Origin of the sequence: Bacillus sp. Leaf49 (assembly GCF_001426125.1) — a bacterium.
In the GTDB taxonomy this organism is placed as follows: Bacteria; Bacillota; Bacilli; order Bacillales; family Bacillaceae; genus Bacillus; species Bacillus altitudinis.
Window position 1 is genome coordinate 105,342 of record NZ_LMRK01000020.1, and the last position, 15,093, is coordinate 120,434.

Annotated in this window: 27 protein-coding genes and 2 pseudogenes; 6 read left to right on the forward strand and 23 right to left on the reverse strand. The window is 33.9% G+C overall.

Annotated elements, in window-relative coordinates; translation table 11 throughout:
• Positions 1–246: 246 nt before the first annotated feature.
• Positions 247–666, forward strand: a pseudogene (locus ASG46_RS10115) (SDR family NAD(P)-dependent oxidoreductase); the annotation flags it as partial.
• A 39-nt stretch (positions 667–705) separates the two neighbouring features.
• Here ASG46_RS10115 and ASG46_RS10120 read toward each other — a convergent pair.
• Complete coding sequence (locus ASG46_RS10120; RefSeq protein ID WP_024428310.1) at positions 706–897, reverse strand: hypothetical protein; 192 nt, start codon at positions 895–897, stop codon at positions 706–708.
• A gap of 3 nt (positions 898–900) precedes the next feature.
• Positions 901–1,488: a Holliday junction resolvase RecU gene (locus ASG46_RS10125; protein ID WP_442854136.1), complete on the reverse strand. Its 588-nt coding sequence runs from the start codon at positions 1,486–1,488 to the stop codon at positions 901–903.
• A gap of 71 nt (positions 1,489–1,559) precedes the next feature.
• On the opposite strand from ASG46_RS10125, the gene ASG46_RS10130 reads away from it, so the two are divergent.
• Positions 1,560–1,829: a hypothetical protein gene (locus tag ASG46_RS10130; RefSeq protein ID WP_056704367.1), complete on the forward strand. Its 270-nt coding sequence runs from the start codon at positions 1,560–1,562 to the stop codon at positions 1,827–1,829.
• Between the two features lie 27 nt (positions 1,830–1,856).
• Here ASG46_RS10130 and ASG46_RS10135 read toward each other — a convergent pair whose 3' ends face one another.
• From ASG46_RS10135 to ASG46_RS10190, 14 genes are all read right to left on the reverse strand, one after another.
• A complete protein-coding gene (locus ASG46_RS10135; RefSeq protein WP_056704368.1) occupies positions 1,857–2,252 on the reverse strand; it encodes a hypothetical protein in 396 nt (131 codons plus the stop codon).
• Positions 2,245–2,430, reverse strand: coding sequence for a hypothetical protein (locus tag ASG46_RS10140; RefSeq protein WP_056704369.1), 186 nt, complete (start codon positions 2,428–2,430; stop codon positions 2,245–2,247). Before ASG46_RS10140 ends, ASG46_RS10135 begins: the two co-directional genes overlap by 8 nt.
• Positions 2,431–2,444: 14 nt before the next feature.
• Positions 2,445–3,008, reverse strand: coding sequence for a thymidine kinase (locus ASG46_RS10145; protein WP_327019552.1), 564 nt, complete (start codon positions 3,006–3,008; stop codon positions 2,445–2,447).
• Positions 3,002–3,172 carry a hypothetical protein gene (locus ASG46_RS21110; RefSeq protein WP_200939619.1) on the reverse strand — a complete coding sequence of 57 codons (171 nt, stop codon included), beginning with the start codon at positions 3,170–3,172 and terminating at the stop codon, positions 3,002–3,004. The genes ASG46_RS10145 and ASG46_RS21110 overlap by 7 nt, the downstream gene beginning before the upstream one ends.
• Before the next feature lie 265 nt (positions 3,173–3,437).
• Complete coding sequence (locus tag ASG46_RS21115) at positions 3,438–3,608, reverse strand: hypothetical protein (RefSeq protein WP_200939620.1); 171 nt, start codon at positions 3,606–3,608, stop codon at positions 3,438–3,440.
• A gap of 9 nt (positions 3,609–3,617) precedes the next feature.
• Complete coding sequence (locus ASG46_RS10155) at positions 3,618–4,088, reverse strand: hypothetical protein (protein WP_056704372.1); 471 nt, start codon at positions 4,086–4,088, stop codon at positions 3,618–3,620.
• A complete protein-coding gene (locus ASG46_RS10160; RefSeq protein ID WP_056704373.1) occupies positions 4,060–4,404 on the reverse strand; it encodes a hypothetical protein in 345 nt (114 codons plus the stop codon). Before ASG46_RS10160 ends, ASG46_RS10155 begins: the two co-directional genes overlap by 29 nt.
• A gap of 240 nt (positions 4,405–4,644) precedes the next feature.
• The gene (locus tag ASG46_RS10165; RefSeq protein WP_056704375.1) at positions 4,645–5,133 is read right to left on the reverse strand and encodes a hypothetical protein; all 489 of its coding nucleotides are present in this window, start codon (positions 5,131–5,133) and stop codon (positions 4,645–4,647) included.
• 63 nt (positions 5,134–5,196) lie between these two features.
• A complete protein-coding gene (locus ASG46_RS10170; RefSeq protein ID WP_056704377.1) occupies positions 5,197–5,523 on the reverse strand; it encodes a hypothetical protein in 327 nt (108 codons plus the stop codon).
• Positions 5,504–5,629: a hypothetical protein gene (locus ASG46_RS21445; protein WP_268750439.1), complete on the reverse strand. Its 126-nt coding sequence runs from the start codon at positions 5,627–5,629 to the stop codon at positions 5,504–5,506. The genes ASG46_RS10170 and ASG46_RS21445 overlap by 20 nt, the downstream gene beginning before the upstream one ends.
• 25 nt (positions 5,630–5,654) lie before the next feature.
• Entirely contained in the window at positions 5,655–5,957 is a 303-nt protein-coding gene (locus tag ASG46_RS10175) for a hypothetical protein (RefSeq protein WP_056704379.1), read from the reverse strand.
• A 43-nt stretch (positions 5,958–6,000) separates the two neighbouring features.
• Positions 6,001–6,408: a hypothetical protein gene (locus tag ASG46_RS10180; protein ID WP_056704380.1), complete on the reverse strand. Its 408-nt coding sequence runs from the start codon at positions 6,406–6,408 to the stop codon at positions 6,001–6,003.
• A gap of 142 nt (positions 6,409–6,550) precedes the next feature.
• Complete coding sequence (locus ASG46_RS10185; protein ID WP_056704382.1) at positions 6,551–7,363, reverse strand: hypothetical protein; 813 nt, start codon at positions 7,361–7,363, stop codon at positions 6,551–6,553.
• Between the two features lie 107 nt (positions 7,364–7,470).
• Positions 7,471–8,355: a thymidylate synthase gene (locus ASG46_RS10190; protein ID WP_327019551.1), complete on the reverse strand. Its 885-nt coding sequence runs from the start codon at positions 8,353–8,355 to the stop codon at positions 7,471–7,473.
• Between ASG46_RS10190 and ASG46_RS10195 the strand changes: the two genes are divergently transcribed.
• Positions 8,337–9,011: a DUF1643 domain-containing protein gene (locus ASG46_RS10195; RefSeq protein ID WP_056704385.1), complete on the forward strand. Its 675-nt coding sequence runs from the start codon at positions 8,337–8,339 to the stop codon at positions 9,009–9,011. The two genes, ASG46_RS10190 and ASG46_RS10195, sit on opposite strands and share 19 nt — an antisense overlap.
• Here the strand turns inward: ASG46_RS10195 and ASG46_RS10200 are convergent.
• Complete coding sequence (locus ASG46_RS10200) at positions 9,001–9,258, reverse strand: hypothetical protein (RefSeq protein ID WP_056704387.1); 258 nt, start codon at positions 9,256–9,258, stop codon at positions 9,001–9,003. The two genes, ASG46_RS10195 and ASG46_RS10200, sit on opposite strands and share 11 nt — an antisense overlap.
• A gap of 112 nt (positions 9,259–9,370) precedes the next feature.
• Here ASG46_RS10200 and ASG46_RS10205 point away from each other — a divergent pair, with 112 nt between their 5' ends.
• Together ASG46_RS10205 and ASG46_RS10210 are read left to right on the forward strand one after the other, a co-directional pair.
• Positions 9,371–9,649 (forward strand): hypothetical protein, encoded by a 279-nt coding sequence (locus ASG46_RS10205; RefSeq protein ID WP_056704389.1) that lies wholly within the window; start codon positions 9,371–9,373, stop codon positions 9,647–9,649.
• Positions 9,650–9,811: 162 nt separating this feature from the next.
• Positions 9,812–10,243 carry a hypothetical protein gene (locus ASG46_RS10210; RefSeq protein WP_056704391.1) on the forward strand — a complete coding sequence of 144 codons (432 nt, stop codon included), beginning with the start codon at positions 9,812–9,814 and terminating at the stop codon, positions 10,241–10,243.
• Positions 10,244–10,305: 62 nt separating this feature from the next.
• Here the strand turns inward: ASG46_RS10210 and ASG46_RS10215 are convergent, their stop codons facing one another.
• From ASG46_RS10215 to nrdF, 4 genes are all read right to left on the reverse strand, one after another.
• Positions 10,306–10,734, reverse strand: coding sequence for a dUTP diphosphatase (locus ASG46_RS10215; protein WP_056704394.1), 429 nt, complete (start codon positions 10,732–10,734; stop codon positions 10,306–10,308).
• Positions 10,735–10,763: 29 nt separating this feature from the next.
• Positions 10,764–11,129, reverse strand: coding sequence for a hypothetical protein (locus ASG46_RS10220; RefSeq protein ID WP_056704396.1), 366 nt, complete (start codon positions 11,127–11,129; stop codon positions 10,764–10,766).
• Positions 11,129–11,347, reverse strand: coding sequence for a hypothetical protein (locus tag ASG46_RS10225; protein ID WP_056704398.1), 219 nt, complete (start codon positions 11,345–11,347; stop codon positions 11,129–11,131). The genes ASG46_RS10220 and ASG46_RS10225 overlap by 1 nt, the downstream gene beginning before the upstream one ends.
• A gap of 83 nt (positions 11,348–11,430) precedes the next feature.
• The gene (gene nrdF / locus ASG46_RS10230; protein ID WP_056704400.1) at positions 11,431–12,408 is read right to left on the reverse strand and encodes a class 1b ribonucleoside-diphosphate reductase subunit beta; all 978 of its coding nucleotides are present in this window, start codon (positions 12,406–12,408) and stop codon (positions 11,431–11,433) included.
• 79 nt (positions 12,409–12,487) lie between these two features.
• Between nrdF and ASG46_RS10235 the strand changes: the two genes are divergently transcribed.
• On the forward strand, positions 12,488–12,826 hold the full coding sequence (locus ASG46_RS10235; protein ID WP_056704401.1) for a hypothetical protein: 339 nt from the start codon (positions 12,488–12,490) through the stop codon (positions 12,824–12,826).
• Here ASG46_RS10235 and ASG46_RS10240 read toward each other — a convergent pair.
• Both ASG46_RS10240 and ASG46_RS10245 read right to left on the reverse strand, forming a co-directional pair.
• Positions 12,810–14,189 (reverse strand): annotated as a pseudogene (locus ASG46_RS10240) (ribonucleoside-diphosphate reductase subunit alpha); the annotation flags it as partial. The gene ASG46_RS10235 and the pseudogene ASG46_RS10240 overlap by 17 nt on opposite strands.
• 154 nt (positions 14,190–14,343) lie before the next feature.
• Positions 14,344–15,027, reverse strand: a complete 684-nt coding sequence (locus tag ASG46_RS10245; protein WP_082515479.1) for an HNH endonuclease — start codon at positions 15,025–15,027, stop codon at positions 14,344–14,346.
• Positions 15,028–15,093 lie beyond the last annotated feature (66 nt).

Genomic DNA, 15,093 nt, shown 5'->3' on the forward strand with positions numbered 1-15,093 from the left:
CTTCTCCCCTCGCGCAGCTCAGTATCAGTGAATACATTCTGAGAGCTGAGCTGATCGCCGTACTGAAGTCTTCAGGTGCCTCGCTATTCTACTTAATCTTCTATCTCTACATATTCTATTAAGTCGTCAAGCAGATGGTTATAATTGGTTCACCTAATTTATGCATGAAGTGGTTCTTTTCCTCAAACGTCTTCCACTCTTTCACATATGATGCAAAGTAGAGAAATGAGAGTTGGGGGATTAGATATGTCCAAACAAATAGAAACGAGTTTGAAGACCTTTTTTCGTGACAAAATCATCTTGGTCACAGGCGGTACGGGTTCGATCGGCCGGCAGATTGTGAAAAAATTAACAGCCTGCTCTCCTAAAAAGGTCATTGTCTTCAGTAAAGATGACAGTAAACAATACATGATGAAAAATGAATATGCGGCAAATCCAGAGGTTGTATTTGCACTGGGAGATGTGAGGGATGCAAGCCGCGTCAGGCAGCTTGTCAAAGGGGTAGATATCATCTTCCATGCAGCTGCACTCAAACAAGTACCCACCTGCGAAGATAATCCGTTTGAAGCTGTCCAAACCAACATCATCGGCGGACAGCATGTCATCGAAGCAGCACTTGAACATGAAGTCAGTCATGTTGTCAACATTTCAACCGACAAAGCGGTATATCATGATGCTTAATAAGAGGTAACAAAAAAAAGAAGCCTACATATTGGCTTCTTTTATAATTATATTTGCTAATTCTTGATAAAATTGATCTTCTGAAATTAGATCCCCGTATACTTGAGGGAAGATAGCTATTGAGTAGGGCTTTCCTGGAAAAGTTAATGTCTTTACTGTGTTCTTTTTCGCATCCTCAAAGATTTCTTTCCAGTTTCCTCTGTTAGTCTTAGACATTGTTCATACCCCCAAAGCATTTGTTGCTTCCAAGGTATGTTGATTCAGTTTATGTGTTACTTTCCTTTTTGAAACTATATTCTCGCACATCTTATTTATGTAATATGTATAGTTCACTTTCTTCTTCATCCATCTTACCTCTGTTCCGATCTCTTCACAGATGCCAATAGGTATGCTGGACTTATTCACCTTGCTTATGTATTTATGTGCTAATTGCTTTTCAGCGATATTCTTATATGTAAGAAAGTCTTTAATATGTACAAAGAACACTCTGTTCTCAGGTTCTCTAAAGTTAAACAGAAACCCAGGTATCACCCCATCGTATTTCGAAGCAGCTTCTAAATGTTTGATCTGTTGCGCTTTAATCATACTTTCCGAAAACGATATAGACTTGCTTTTAGTTGATTTTAATTCTAAAGGAAATAATACTCCTTTAGCGTAAAGGAAACAATCGTAATTGTTTTTTGATACTTCAAAGTTACTTTTTATGGACATTGGATTTACATCTTTAATTCGGTAAAAGAATAACCCTTGATCCTTTGCTGATTGTTGAATATTTGCTTCAAAAACCTTTCCTAAATTTGTGCTCAATAAACCAATCCTTTCTTTAAGTTTAGAAGTAAGGTATTCTATGATTATCAATATCTAGGAGAGTGTTCCCATTGACTGAACTCATCAACCAACACAACGAACTAACTGAATATCTAAAATCAAATGGATTCACAGTTAAATTCCATGTAGACATGTCTAATAATCATTTGTTTGAAAAGCATTATGTTGTTTATAATGAAGCCGAATCTAAAAACACAGAGCTTATATTCAAAGCAAATGCAAAAACTAATGAAGTTGAATACTCATTTGTTGATAACAACCAATACCCAGATTTAGTTGAAGAAGTGAATACTCTTATTAAGAACTTCAAAACTTCTTGATACTTACCCTTGTCATTAGACAGGGGTTTAAAATTCTAAGAATTTTAATTCGATTGCTTCTCCATTTATAAGTTTCACAAACTTCTTATCAAACTTATATTGATCTCCTAAAACAGCATTCTCCAAATCAATCAAATCTAACTGACACATCTCTTTGCCATTGACCCCTTCAATAAGGATATAATCACTTGAATCAAATTCAGTTTTATACCAAATGACAGTTAAATTCGTTTCAATGTTAAGCTTATTTGTTAAGTACATGTAAGCATCCTGTGATGTACTGTCTGTAACATCCCGGATTTCTTCATCGTCAATGTTATTAATCACAATTAGATTGTTCGATTTCTCATTATAAAAGTAAGCAAAATCACCTCCTTGATTTTTCAATTCATAAGCGCCTTTTAAGTTATGTAAGTTAAGCATATGTATTTACGTATCTCCCTTTTTCATTATTGGATGAGTTTCTTGCTTCTTGCATTAATTCTTCATTATTATTGCTGAGACTAATACCAAGACGATTTACTTTTGAAAAATCATTGTTGTGTATCGCTTCTTCAATTAAATCCATTTGTTTTTTCATTTTGCTGTGTAATTTAATCAAACTATTTTCTTCTATTATTTAACTCCCCTTTCGGAAGCACATTGTCTACATGCTGGCTTATAATCGTTCCCAACTTTAACTTGAGTATTTGAATCATTAGAAACTTCAAGTGAAACCCATGCGTCATTGCCACAAAAAGCACAAACTGCATGATGTTTAGTCACATGATCTGCTTTGGCCATTAAGTACGGTACAATTCCAAATGGCTTACCATACCTGTCCATGTCTAATCCTGCAACAAACACTTTCTTCCCTTTTTCGATTAGTTTCTCAATGTGAGTAATCATTTGGTCTGGGAAAAATTGAACTTCATCAATGCAAACAACATCAGCTTCATTCAATAAATGAAAAGGTAAATCAACCTCTAATGTATTTGTTATTTGTACGTTAATTGCCTCAACTTTCTTGCCATCGTGGGTTACAATAAAGTCTTCTGAGTATCTGTTATCTATGGATGGTTTAAGAAACACTACTTTCTTTCCAGCTAACATATATCGTTTTCCATGACGTTGCAGCGCTGTTGATTTCTCGGCAAACATACCTCCTACGTCAATTGTTAATGATCCTACTGTTATGATTCATCACCTCCTCCAAGAATGAGTTGTCTATATCTCTTATAATCTTCTTCACTATTAAACGAAAATACTGGAGCCTTACCTTTTTGGAAAGAAATTCTGCCACCTACTTGAGATAGATATGCTTGTTTTAATGCATCCTGTTCAAACGGAATTCTAATGGTCATATGTAATTTCTCCTTTCATTGTATAAAGTGCTGATTTATGTAGTAAATGTGCATACTTATTTCTGGTTAAAAGACCGATTTTATTTAAATTTCTTCAGTTGTATAACTGTGTCATACATAATAACTAAATATACAAAACCGATTAAAGGCACAAAAATGACTGCCCAGCTAGTTTTATCACGCCCCCATCCATTTTTTCTTGCCCATCTAACTAAACAAAACTTAACTAGAGTGGTTAATATGTAATAAATTATCGTAAAGTGTATCACTGGAACAATCCTCCCCAAATTACTCCAGCAGATGTTGCTACAATAATCATTGAAATAAACTTAGCTATTCCAATCCATACCACCAACTTCATATTGCCTTCAGAATCCCAATCACCTAGCACAACTAGACCAAATGCAATTAACAAAACCCAAGCTGTTACAATCATTAAATCACCTCAAAATAAATAGATTCTATCGTCATTTTTAATACAGTTCAAATATTCAATTAACTCCTCAAAAGGGATAAGCATATCCTTTTTCACATCATCTACAGAGGCTTTTTCAAAATAAGATATTGTACCCATGTCCTGCAATTCTCCTACTTTAAGAGCCTTACCGTTGATTAAATAATAAGCCACTGTTCCAAGAAACTCGTCATTGCTAAAATGCTCAATTAGTCTGTTAGATTCTGAAGCGTAGTGATGCATAGCTCCATGTAAGGAATGAAAACTTTCAAAGTCTACATCACTTTCTGTGCAAGCTCCTTCATCAATGACAATTTTTAGAATGTCATTTGTGAATGATTCTCCTTGCTTTAACAGAAAGTTGATCTTATTTTGACTCCTAGTTCTCAAATCATTTATCCATTCTTCAGCCCGTCTTAATTGCTCAATTTTCCTAAGCTTCTTCCTCAGTCTCTTTTTCATCATGTGACTCCTTTGTTTTAAATTGGCACAGAAACTTTTTGAGTTTCTTAGATGGATAGTCACACAGAGCATAATCGCCGACTAGTTTCGTGAAAATATCCTCCTGATGGGTATCAATCATTTTTGTAAGATCATGCTCAGGACTACAAGGACAATCCTCTTTGTTACAATAACGAAAATCATTAACAAATCTTGTTGTATGTACGATTAACTCAAGGAAAACAATTCTTAGTTTATCTTTGTCCTCTCCTTGATACCCGCACATAAAGTCATTTTGATAAATTTGAATTAATGCTTCTAAGATTTTTCTGTCCATTAGATATCCTTTCTTTATTATATTTGTTATTTATATTTTATTAACATCTTTCTTATGGAGTCATTTCAATTCGATAACAGTCATTACCCAACGGTGTAACCTTAACAGTCTGCCCCTTGTCTAAACTTTGCTTTGTAAATGTAATCACTTGATTAAAACCTCTAACTTCTGTGTACACAAGCCACATCTCCTTTCAATAAAATCAACGTTTTAAACTAAAGGGGCAATAGCCCCACAGTTTTAATTTGAGTCGTAAACAATTTTATATTTCATATCCGCTGCCCAACTTGTGTCAATGTCTTCTAGGTCTGTGATATAAATGATTTTTTCAACAGCTCCTATTTCATTTAACTCTTGGAATATTGCCTTTCTCATTGCTTCGTTTTCTACGTGACCCTTTATTGGATAAATTAAGGCAATATCAATCCCCTCGGCATAAACATCTCTACATTTCATTCTAATAGTGTCTAAAACAAACACATTTTCATCACAACAAAACCTCTGTCCAATCACAAAGTTCCTGTTTTCCAAACAACTAATGTTTGACCTTTTCAGAATATTTTTATCCATTGTTCTAAGCAGAACTTTGACATCTTTGAAGTTCTTTTGAATTAGATCGAAAACCATAGGGAATTTTTGGTGATAATGATTCCCTGTAAGAATTGCTTCACTTTCCTCAGATTCTAAAAACTCAAGAATTTTGTCTTCTGCTTGACCTCTTCCATTCATTAGTATCAACCTCCATAATTTGTTACATATTCAGTATAGAGTTGATTGGTATTAAATTAACAGTTAAATGTTGTTTTGCTCGAATTTAATTCTGATAAACTCTTCATGTAGCCTATTAAACTCTTCTTTGTTTATGTATGCTTTGGCATCACCTTTGAAATCGAATAGCTTCAGGAACTCTTTATTGATCCTTACAGCTTTCATGGCCGTTGATGAGCTTACCCACTCTGATTCTTCAGTTAGCTGCAACACTTCACTTAATTCAAATAGTCTCTCTAATGCCAATGGATTTTGATTTGTTTTAATATGTAGCAGGTCTCTTTTTTTCTCTAGGATGTCCGATTTAAGCTTGTATTTGCTTTTCTCTAAGTCATTTAGATGTCGATACATTGGAGTCACCAAACAAATCTACGATTTCTTCTGCTTTCTCTACGTTGCTCTTATTTTGGGATAAGATCGCTTGAATTGCTTTTTTAAGCCAATATCTCTTGTTCATTTAATCCAATCTCCTTTTCGTTAATTTAATAAGAATACACATCTAGACTTGCGTTTCCATCGATGATATTAATTGCCTCGTTTATATCTTCTTTATTTGCCCATCTTGGAGCTTGTCCATTTTCCAATGGTACTCCATATCCCTCAATAAACTGTGTACCATTTCTTGCCCTGAATTGAGCGATATGCTCTGCATGTTCTGTTAATGTAGTGAAGTCATAGAATGTTTCTCTGAAATTCTGCATCCATTCTTCATTTAAAACATTCTCATCAAATTCAATTGTGTATTGATCTTGTCTTTCTACATCACATGTTCTTTTAAAAGTCATTATGTATCTCTCCTTTTTTAATAAAATTCAGATTTTATGTAGTTTAAATTGCTTTTAAATGGTTCTTCTTAGATTCTGATTTCCACTGGATCAGTTTGTTATTTGTTTTATTAATACGTCGTTTGGCATTTTCAATTGTTTTAATTGCTTCATTATCAATACTCAATAAAGACTTTCCAAGCATATCTCTGATCATACAAAGCTTCTCATATTCGGATTTTACCTTTCTTCTTTCAATAAGAATTGCTTGTCCTCTTTTAGAAAGACTCCATCCTTCACATGCATTGAAAACTGCTACTTCTAAGTCATGATAAAACTTACTAAGTTCTTTATCCATTCTACTAACTTCTTTTCTATAGAATTCAATGTCCTTATCGATTTTTTCCTTGATTTCATTTAGTTCAATCGCTTTCGCTTCAATTTCTCTTATGTAATTGGTTGCCTTGCACATTTAATCATCCCCCTTTTTAAATAAAAAAAGATAAACCGTTTTGGCTTATCTTTATAATATATGTTATTTACACTTTAGTCAATATAAATTATATGTTATTTGTATTTTTAAAATAAGAAAAAGAACGCATCTTAGCGTTCCCCTACTTCGTGATACCTTCAATTATAACCTTTTTCCCTTTTTTATCTGGTGTATCTAAGTTGATGTTAAGTTCAGGTTCATCTGTACGTGTAATTAAAACTGTTTTCGTCCCTACAGCCACTCCTATAAATGTTGTATCGAAGATTGTTCGTTTGATAAAAGAATCAAATATATTTATTGAATATTCATCATTTGCTGGGTTGGTTGTTACACTGTAATCACCTTTGATTTCGTGTTTAATTATATCGGAATTAGCTAATTGTGAATCAGTGTAGATCTTTTTCTTACCCGACTTAACATCATTAATGTACTTTTCTTTATTCATCTCACCATAACCAAATGCACTTAAATGCTCAGTTCTAGTTATTGTTTTTTGATTAACTGTTAATTTCAAACGTTCAGTTGTTTGACCCAATTGATCTAGTATAATTCCTAATTTGTATTTACCAACATATTTAAATCCTTCAGCTTTTTCAAATAAATTAATGATTTCTTCATCTGTGAGATTTATTAAATGCTCTATTGTAATATTATTCTGTCGCTGGTCTGGAAAGTATCGTATTAATTTATCCCCCTTGATCACAATAATGGTTTGCACGATACTCGATCTTCCAGGGTTTGAACTAGTTCTTAACCATACTTTATGTTTGGACAGTATATCACTCATTAACACAGTCTTAACTTTTACTTCTCTTGGTTTAGACTTACTTTCTTCAGACTTCTCATCTGTGCTGCTTACAGAACCACATCCAGTTAAAACAATAACTATCAAAATGATGATTGACATAATAGCCTTTTTACTCTTAATATTCATTTCTAACCTCCATATAATTTAACCCTCTAAAGTGAAATGTTACCAAGAGCATTATAGACTTTATTACTATAGTTCTCAATGTTTATTTTTCATATCTTCTCAAAAAGCTAAATAGCTACATCTCCTTTGATTAAAGGGTGATGAACATAATCAATAACTTTAAAGTCTTCTAGGCTATAATCAAAGATCGATTCAGGCTTACGTTTAATATTAAGTTTTGGTGCTTGATATGGAGATCTGGTTAGTTGTTCTTTAACTTGATTTAAATGATTGTGATAAATATGAGCTACACCAACTGTATGTTTCATGACACCTGGCTTTAGTTCACATTGCTGAGCAATCATCGTCAGTAGCGTTGCATATGAAGCAATATTGACTGGTACACCTAGAAACATGTCTCCTGAACGTTGATAGTGATACATATGAAGATACTCACCATCCACGTAAAACTGAACAACAGTACTGTGACAACATGGTAATGCAGTATCTTTCCATTGCATCTCTGGGGCGTTCCATCCTGTAAATAAAATACGTCTGCTTGTTGGATTGTTTTTAATTTGGTCAATCACATACTTAATCTGATTAAAAATATTGCCTCTGCCGTCCTCCCATCTAGTCCATTGTTTGCCGTAGATATTTGGCAGCTGACCAGCTTCATTCGCCCATTCTTTCCAAAACTTGATTCCATACTTTTCTTCTAATTCTGTATTGGATGTTGAGCCACTTAAAAACCATAGCAACTCTCCAAAGACTCCTCTAGTGAACATCTTCTTAGTTGTAACCAAAGGAAACCCTTCAGACATATTAAACTCCATTGTCTCTCCGAATAGGCTTCTCATTCCTGTTTCTGTTCTATCTCCTGTATCATGACCATATGTATAGATTTTTTGTAATAATTTCAAATATTCTTTTTCCAATTTATCTCTCCTTAAGTTATAATTATGCTTATGAAATTTGAAGGGATGAAAATAAAATGCAGTATAAAAAGACAAAACAAATTAACTATCCTAGTTGCGTATATAAAGACAGCATTAAGTGCGACTGTGTAAACACTGGGATAACTTTTAATAATGAACCTGTAAAAGCAAGATTTAGTCTTGTAGTTGAGTTCAAACAATCAAATCATCATTCACACAAAGAAAGAGCCCCAGAAGAATTAATTGTCCTATTAAAAAACCCTAGCCGAGCCACCGAAAAGAACTCGGACAGAACAATAAATAAAGTTATCAATGACTTGTACAACACGAAATACATTAACGTTTCAAAAATAACTTTCATAAATGTTTTTCCTTTTTATATAACAGATTCTAGGAAACTTTCAATTTTCGATAATGAAATGAAAAACAAAGAACTGGATGAAAAGAAGGAATACAAAGATATTTTAGATAAAAATTTAAATAAAATAGAGAATATTATTAACAATACAGATGTAAAACCAAAAATAATTTGTGCATATGGAAAGGGTATTGGCAATAAAGATAATCTCAAAAAAATTGAGATTTTACTTCAAGAGTATCCTTCTGATAAATTAAAAAGTTTCAATACTGATAAAAGTGTCCCTCTGCACCCTCAACGCTTACCAATTGATCCTGATAAACCAATTAAAAAATTTATAATTAAGTGTAAGAAAGATCAAGCTAAGAAATAATATTTTCTTGGCTTTTATTTTCTATTAATTCTCCTATCCTATTTTCAATATCTGCACTACCTATTTTCTTCAGTAAAGTGGTAGCATCTTTAATTCCCTCTAACGCTGTATCTCCAATCAAATCAAACTCTTTAATCATGTTATCTAATGTTTTCATTTTCATCTCAGGCTCATCTATGAGCTCGTATACTTTAATTTGTTTCTCGATTTTCTCCAGTGATTCATGTATTGTTTTTAAATTAATCAAGTATTACCACCTCCTCTGTTCTTTATTGAATAAAATTTAAATAGATTAGTATGCAATTTTCAAATATTGGCTATAATACTATTAACCTATCAAAAGAAAGGATTGATTTATTATGTCAAGAGTTTTTACTCCTGAGGAATCAATAATGGTACAGGCTACTAGGGATTACCCTAACACAATTGTTGAATATAAGGTTTCAGTAGGATCAGAAAAATGGAAGAATGGTGATATCCATAGGGTATATAAAGTTCAGATGTGTGTAGATGGTAGGGCTAGAGGCCGTCAATGTCCTTCTTTCCTTGCAGATACTGATGATTTTGAACGTGTATATAAAGCTTTGAACGATCTAAAAAAGAAACATGGAGACTCTAAGATGATTCTGGAAACATAATGAATAAAGTTTGTAAATATTGAAAGGTCGCATATCCAAGGAAACTGGTTTGCGACCTTATGTCCCTTTTAAATCACTTTAAAAGTCTTCTTTTATCAAATATTTCCTAAAAAATGATATAATAAAGTTGTTACAAATATTTAGAAAAGGTGGTAATTATTTTTGAACATTACTCAAAATGCAATTATTCAAGGCTCTATTGAAGGTGTAGGATTTACTAATAAAAGTGAGTTTACCTATACCTATGAAGCTGACAAAGAAATTCTACACGTTTACGACACTCTTAAACACAACAGTACGTCTGCTATCAACTGCATTGAAGAGGTTATCTCATTACTTAAAGAAACTCTTGAGCCAAATAAAACTGGTGTAAGTAGAATCTTAGAAGTCATTAAAAATTCCATCTCACCAAGATCTCCGTTCAAAAAAGTCATAATTTATACGGAAGTTGATGAGCTTCTTGGATTCCACACTGGCAATAACGGCAGAAACATAGACATTTGCGCATTTAATCCTAAGAACAGTGAATTTACTGGATGGGCTGATTCAGAAGTTTATAGGTTGTATTGTGATAAGTTAAAGCAAGAAGCTTAGTTAAACTCTAATTATAAGTCCCTAATTGTTCAAACATAATTCAGCAATCAGGGACTTATAACTTACTTAGTACCCGTTGATCCATGTCCTCCACGATCATCGTTACCAAGATGATCTACTTCAATCAATTCAACCTCTGGCATTTTCTCAATGATTCTAAATTGACAGATACGCTCTCCCTTTTTAACTTCAGTGTTTCGTAGAGCATAAGCTGGGAAGAACCAGAAATCATTGTCTCCTTTGAATGATTCATCAATAACTCCCTTGGAGTTTGTTTGAATGATTCCGAAGTGTTTATATGTGCTTGATCTAGGAACAATATGCGCTTCATAACCTTCTGGTAGCTCCATCGCAACTCCTAATGGAATAAGTTTAAATTCGTCTTCGCTCATTACAATATCCTCAGCTGCACGAAGATCAATCCAATCCCCCTTTTCGATTTTGCTGATTCTTGTTTGTGTATCGTCTAGGTATTTGATTTTAATTTTCATTATGTAGCATTCCACCTTAAGTGTATTTGTTATTTATATTTTCTTTTTTCGAACTTTTTACGTTTTTTCCACTCATCTCTGAATTCCTTATATTCTTTACTTACTTTAAACTTTACATAGAGTTCATCCAAGGGCGGATGTTCTGCCCCTCCAAAATCATTTAAATCAAATTTCCCTTCCTCACATAGTGCAATCTGCTTTTCTTCGCTTCCATCTTTTTGTTCCCACACTAAGAAAGCATCAAGCTTAGATTGAGAAGCTAAATAAAATAATCTCTCAAATGTAGTTTCTCTGTCTATACCCAAAATGTTCATTATTGTCTCTGTATAAAACATTGTTTCTGCCAGGTCGCCTATATTCTCATTGATGAAATCATCGATTAGCCACTTATCCATTAGCTATAATTAACTGCTTGGATAATCATCGTGTCGTTCCAAACTCTTACACAAAATACTTTTAAATCTCTTTCGGTTTCGGGTATCTCACTTGAAAGATAATCTTTAACTGTCCCATCAAAATAATGAATATCGAATACACCATTTTCAATTCTGACTTTAGTGCCTGTTGCAACATTACTTAGAAGATCCCTTACTCTCATATTATATATATTCATTTTTCTCTCCTTTCCTATTGCCATAAAATTACCATTTCATACAGATCGAATGCAGCTTTTTTGACCCCAATTAGATTCTTTTATTAATTCAAATTTCCAAAGACAAAATCCTCATCTTTAAGTGATTCGACTGTTGCTTTCTTATAACTAACACCCTTCATTGAGAAGAAGTCTTGTGACTTTGTCTTTGTATTGAGTCCATTCAATACAATCGGGTTAATCTCTTCTTCTTCAAAGTAAGGGGCAAACCCAAGGTTCATTAACGCTTTATTGGCATTGTAACGAATGAACTTTTTCACATCGCTTGATAGTCCTACCTGATCGTATACGTCTTCTGTGTAGTCGCATTCATTTTCATATAGAGCACTCAATAGATTAATAGTCCACTTATGTAATTCATCTTGTACATTATCTGGCTGCTTATTATAGATTTCCTGAGCGAGCAACCCTACATATACACCATGAATAGCCTCATCTCTTAAAATTAAGTTAATAATTTCCCCTGATTGCATCATCTTACCTTGACCATAAAAGAACAGAGGATAATAAAAGCCACTATAGAAAAGAAAACTTTCCAACATTACTGATGCAGCCATTCCTTTATAAAGGGAGATGGGATCGCCTTTCTTGATATTTCTATATTCAGATACAATCAGGTCTGCCTTCTTCTGAAGATATTTGTTATTTTTAGTCCATTCAAACACTTCGCTGATCGTTTCAGTTGGTGCCAGTGTCATGAAAATATTTGAGTATGATTTCGCATGCACCGCATTTTCCATCATCGCCATAAAGTTTAACACCGCTTTACGCTGATGGCCGTCCACATGTTCAGCGACAATCGGCATTCCTGTATTCCCTTGTTCTGTATCAAGTAAGGTAAGCCCAGCAAGTACCTTCATGTACGTATCTTGCTCTTTTTCACCAAGCATTCTCCAAGCTAACAAATCCCCTTGTAATGATATCTCCTCAGGTAGCCAGAATTGTTTAGTGTTTTGGTTGTAAAACATTTGAGTGAATTCATCATCATGTCTTGACCAATCTGCAGCAGTGTAATTTGTCAATTTATCATTTCCTCTCTTTTTTGCTCAGAATTTATTTCCATGTGCTATAATTATAAAAAATATGGAAGCCGGTGTTTATATGTTGCTATCAGGTGCACTCCCTTCAACCACTCCTTGTGGAAACAGCATTATTTATCCAATTGCTATGGATATTTTGAATATCCAGGATAAAAAATCTATTGTCTTTATGTTGTATTGTGATGAATCCGAAATTGCTTACATAGTAAAGCCTAGATCTAGAAACGGACATAGATCTGGACTAGACTATGTAAAAAGTGGAGATCCTTTAACTATTTCTCAAGCGTATGAAGACCTTCCTTGGCCAGAACATATGCATAAAGATAAAAATGGCTATATTGTATATAAAGTTGCCCCATCAGATGAAGAAAGAGATCATTATCTTAAACAACGCAGCTAAGACAACTATCCTGACCAGTATCTTTTGTGCGTGCATAGTAAAGTGTCTTGATTCCTTTGTGATGTGCATATAGATCAATTCTATTCAAATCTCGTGTTGTCATAGTGTCTTTGAGGAACAATGTAAACGAGATGCCTTGATCAACATGAGTTTGAATAGTTGAAATTAAGTCAATAACCTTGAACATATCCATATCATATGCTTCTTTGTATAGGAACCAATTGTTCGGAGACAGCCCAGGCATAGGATAATAAGTCTTACTGTTTCCGTAGGTTCTTTCCTCAATTCTTTCCATGATAGGCATTACGCCTGCGGTAGATGACTGTACATATGAAATGCTTCCAGTAGGTGCTACAGCTTGTCTATAACTGTGATAGAGTCCATGTTTCTGTACATCGCTTTTTAGCTGTTTCCAATCTTCAATTGAAGGAATATGCTGTTCCTTAAACAGTTTGGTTACCTTCTCAAGCTTCGGTGAATAATCAATACTTAAATACTTATCAAAAAAGCTTCCTGATTTATATGTAGATCCTTCAAACATGTAATACGTTTCACCAGTCTCTTTTGCAATTTCCATTGAACGCTTCAGAGAATAAAAATTGACCATCATAAAATATGTATTAGCAAAATCAATTGCTGCTTCTGATTCATAAGGGATACCGTTTTGAGCTAGATATCCATGTAAATTCATCTGACCTAAACCAATTGATTTCATTGTTTTATTTGCTTTATTAACTGCTGGAGCATTAACAATATTAGTTGCATCAGAAATCCTTGTAAGAGCGTCTACTGCAGTTCTAACTGTCTTCTCGATTGATTGATTATTCATCACATTCAGGATGTTCATTGAACCTAAGTTGCATGAAATATCCAAACCAATTTCATCTTCTTGATCGTAGTCTGTATACTTTGATACTTTAGAGGACTCAAGCACCTCGCTGCAAAGATTGGAAAATTTAACCTGTGATATATGGTTATTTGCATGAACCTTGTTTACGTTATCCTGGAACATGATATATGGATAGCCTGATTCATATCTAAGAATAGCCAGCTTCTCAAGAAGTTTACGAGCACTTCCTTTAGCTTTTCTTACATTTGGATTATTAATTAATTCATCGTACATTTCATTGATGTCCATCTCATCTAAATGTTGTCCATATTCCTTATAGACCGTATGAGGATAAAACATATAATAATCTTTGTCTTCTCTTGCAAGCTCAATGAATTTGTCTGGAACAACTACTCCAATGGATAGCGTTTTAGCTCTTACATCTTCATCTGCTGATATTTTTTTTACATCCAAAAACTCGTTGATATCTGGATGAAATACTGTCAGATAAGCAGCTCCGCTCCCTTGTCTTTGCAGACTATTCAGGCATGTTCGCTATTCACACCCCGTCAATTGACTGCTCCGTGTTACCACGAAGATTAGACTATATCTTCATCCTATTAAGGATGCCTCCTGTTTCGACTGCCAATCGCTTGCAGCCTACGCCTTTCGGCTAGTCGTTGCACGTTCAAGACGTTTGATCCAAGTGTTTCCACCTGTGTCTATAACAAATTTTCGTAATGATTGATTCGCTAGCATATGTATGTAATTTTTTCAGTTTTTTAATAGGAACGCCCTGTTTATATTGTTGCAGTATCTCTTTTGCTTGTGCATTTGTTATTTTTGCATTAGGACTGTCTTCTCCTTTTCTAAGCAAACCGTGCTTAGATGCATGTTCAGCATTTCCCTTTACAGTTACCCATTCCAAGTTAGATATATCTGGATTAGCTTTATTACCATCTAAATGGTTTACAACGGGCAAATTACCAGGATTATCAATGAAGTATTCTGCCACTAGCCTATGCACTCTTTTTTCTTTGCGAACACCGTCTACAAACATCGTAGCTTTGACGTAACCTTTTGCATCTATTTTTGTCTTAAGAACTGTATTATTTTTTAGTTTAACCACTCGACTTTTATTGGTAATTCCATACCCTTCATATTCTTTAAGGGGTATACAAATCTCTCCTTCCTCAGGAATATACGGAGACTGAGTTTTTCTTAAGCCCATAGCTATTACTCTATGGTTAATTGTCTCTCTAGATACACCCAAACTATTGCCGATTTCTTTTGCAGTCATAGAGTGGTAATGCTTACGAATAAAATCTTCATCAACTTCTAATTTGTTATGCGGTTGTCTTGCTTCGCTCATGATTGTCCTCCTTTGACTTTTGTACCCCGATCGTCAAGAAGGAGTTCCCATGAATTAAAGAGGTTT

What these genes read in the sequence shown, in the direction of transcription:
- ASG46_RS10205 (WP_056704389.1), top strand. Translation starts at nt 9,371, where the DNA reads ATGTCAAGAGTTTTTACTCCTGAGGAATCAATAATGGTACAGGCTACT.
- ASG46_RS10225 (WP_056704398.1), bottom strand. Translation starts at nt 11,347, where the DNA reads ATGAATATATATAATATGAGAGTAAGGGATCTTCTAAGTAATGTTGCA.
- ASG46_RS10160 (WP_056704373.1), bottom strand. Translation starts at nt 4,404, where the DNA reads ATGGACAGAAAAATCTTAGAAGCATTAATTCAAATTTATCAAAATGAC.
- ASG46_RS10120 (WP_024428310.1), bottom strand. Translation starts at nt 897, where the DNA reads ATGTCTAAGACTAACAGAGGAAACTGGAAAGAAATCTTTGAGGATGCG.
- ASG46_RS10235 (WP_056704401.1), top strand. Translation starts at nt 12,488, where the DNA reads ATGTTGCTATCAGGTGCACTCCCTTCAACCACTCCTTGTGGAAACAGC.
- ASG46_RS10245 (WP_082515479.1), bottom strand. Translation starts at nt 15,027, where the DNA reads ATGAGCGAAGCAAGACAACCGCATAACAAATTAGAAGTTGATGAAGAT.
- ASG46_RS21445 (WP_268750439.1), bottom strand. Translation starts at nt 5,629, where the DNA reads ATGAACAAGAGATATTGGCTTAAAAAAGCAATTCAAGCGATCTTATCC.
- ASG46_RS10165 (WP_056704375.1), bottom strand. Translation starts at nt 5,133, where the DNA reads ATGAATGGAAGAGGTCAAGCAGAAGACAAAATTCTTGAGTTTTTAGAA.
- ASG46_RS21110 (WP_200939619.1), bottom strand. Translation starts at nt 3,172, where the DNA reads ATGACCATTAGAATTCCGTTTGAACAGGATGCATTAAAACAAGCATAT.
- ASG46_RS10180 (WP_056704380.1), bottom strand. Translation starts at nt 6,408, where the DNA reads ATGTGCAAGGCAACCAATTACATAAGAGAAATTGAAGCGAAAGCGATT.
- ASG46_RS10170 (WP_056704377.1), bottom strand. Translation starts at nt 5,523, where the DNA reads ATGTATCGACATCTAAATGACTTAGAGAAAAGCAAATACAAGCTTAAA.
- ASG46_RS10175 (WP_056704379.1), bottom strand. Translation starts at nt 5,957, where the DNA reads ATGACTTTTAAAAGAACATGTGATGTAGAAAGACAAGATCAATACACA.
- ASG46_RS10185 (WP_056704382.1), bottom strand. Translation starts at nt 7,363, where the DNA reads ATGAATATTAAGAGTAAAAAGGCTATTATGTCAATCATCATTTTGATA.
- ASG46_RS10195 (WP_056704385.1), top strand. Translation starts at nt 8,337, where the DNA reads ATGCAGTATAAAAAGACAAAACAAATTAACTATCCTAGTTGCGTATAT.
- ASG46_RS10215 (WP_056704394.1), bottom strand. Translation starts at nt 10,734, where the DNA reads ATGAAAATTAAAATCAAATACCTAGACGATACACAAACAAGAATCAGC.
- ASG46_RS10155 (WP_056704372.1), bottom strand. Translation starts at nt 4,088, where the DNA reads ATGAAAAAGAGACTGAGGAAGAAGCTTAGGAAAATTGAGCAATTAAGA.
- ASG46_RS21115 (WP_200939620.1), bottom strand. Translation starts at nt 3,608, where the DNA reads ATGATTGTAACAGCTTGGGTTTTGTTAATTGCATTTGGTCTAGTTGTG.
- ASG46_RS10220 (WP_056704396.1), bottom strand. Translation starts at nt 11,129, where the DNA reads ATGGATAAGTGGCTAATCGATGATTTCATCAATGAGAATATAGGCGAC.
- ASG46_RS10135 (WP_056704368.1), bottom strand. Translation starts at nt 2,252, where the DNA reads ATGCTTAACTTACATAACTTAAAAGGCGCTTATGAATTGAAAAATCAA.